Origin of the sequence: Brucella sp. NBRC 14130 (assembly GCF_040371715.1) — a bacterium.
GTDB classification, from domain to species: Bacteria; Pseudomonadota; Alphaproteobacteria; order Rhizobiales; family Rhizobiaceae; genus Brucella; species Brucella intermedia.
Window position 1 is genome coordinate 1 of sequence record NZ_BAABTE010000059.1, and the last position, 1,530, is coordinate 1,530.

Below are 1,530 nucleotides of genomic sequence, written 5' to 3' on the forward strand. Positions count from 1 at the left end.
TCCAGATCGGTGAGCGCGGGCTTGCCTTCCGTCAGCGTGCCCGTCTTGTCGACGGCGACGACCTTCGCGTCCTTCAGCAGTTGCAGCGCCTCGCCCTTGCGGAAGAGCACGCCAAGTTCCGCACCGCAGCCTGTGCCTACCATGATCGAGGTCGGCGTCGCCAGACCCATGGCGCATGGGCAGGCGATGATCAGGACGGCGACGGCATTGACCAGAGCGAATATGAGTGCGGGCGACGGGCCGAACCACATCCATGCGGCGAAGGTGAGGATCGCTACCGCAAACACCGCCGGCACAAAATACATCGTGACTTTGTCGACCAGCGCCTGGATCGGCAGCTTCGACCCTTGAGCTTCCTCCACCATACGGATGATCTGCGACAGCACTGTGTTGCCGCCGACCGCAGTGGCGCGGATCGCGAAAGCGCCCTTCTGGTTTACCGTTCCGGCCACGACTTCGCTGCCGTTTGCCTTGGAGACGGGGATCGGCTCGCCGGTGATCATGGATTCATCGACATAGCTCTCGCCTTCGATGACCTCGCCATCCACCGGGATGCGATCGCCGGGCCGAACCTCAACGACGTCTCCGGTCAGAACGGAATCGATCGGCAATTCGATCGTCTTGCCGTCCCTGCGCACGCGCGCCATCTTGGCCTGAAGGCCGACGAGACGCTTGATCGCCTCGGAGGTGCGTCCCTTGGCACGCGCCTCCAGCAGGCGACCGAGCAAGATCAGCGTCACGATGACGGCGGCTGCCTCGAAATAGACGTTCACCGTTCCGGCAGGCAGGAAACCGGGCGCGAAGGTCGCGACCAGCGAATAGCCATAGGCGGCGAGCGTGCCGACCGCGACCAGGGAATTCATGTCGGGGGCGAGCCGCCACAGGGCGGGCAGCCCCTTATCATAAAAGCGGATACCCGGAACGAACAGCACGATGGTCGTCAACACGAACTGGATGTACCAGTTCATCTGCATGCCGATGGTCGAAGCGATCAGGTCATGCATGCCCGGGACGACATGCGAGCCCATCTCCAGGATAAAGACAGGCACCGTCAGCCCCGCCGCGATGGTGAAATCGCGCGTCAGTTCACGGCGCTCCGCTTCCTTCTTTTCGGTACGATCATCCGTCTCGCCCTGGCTGGTTCCTGCCGCCGTGGCGATCACCCTGGCGTCGTATCCCGCGCCCTCAATGGCAGCCACCAAAGCCGCCGCATCGGCGCTGCCCTGGATCGTGGCCTTCTCGGTCGCGAGGTTGACGACGGCATTGGTGACGCCGGGTACGGCCTTGAGCGCCTTTTCGACGCGTCCCACGCAGGATGCGCAGGTCATGCCCTCGATCGCCACTTCAAGCGAGGCTGCCGTCGGCGCGGAGAAGCTTGCCGCGACCTCATAGCCTACATCCTCCACGGCCTTGACGAGCGTGGCAGGATCGACCGCAGCGTTGGTGGTGATGCTCGCCTTTTCGGTCGCCAGATTGACGACCGCATCGGCGACGCCAGGCACGGCCTTGAGGGCTCTTTCGACACGACCT

Annotated in this window: 1 protein-coding gene; it reads right to left on the reverse strand. The window is 63.7% G+C overall.

What is annotated here, in order from left to right:
- Nucleotides 1-1,530, reverse strand: a 1,530-nt coding sequence (locus tag ABWW28_RS27515; RefSeq protein ID WP_353393006.1) for a heavy metal translocating P-type ATPase, incomplete at both ends; no start/stop codon positions are given.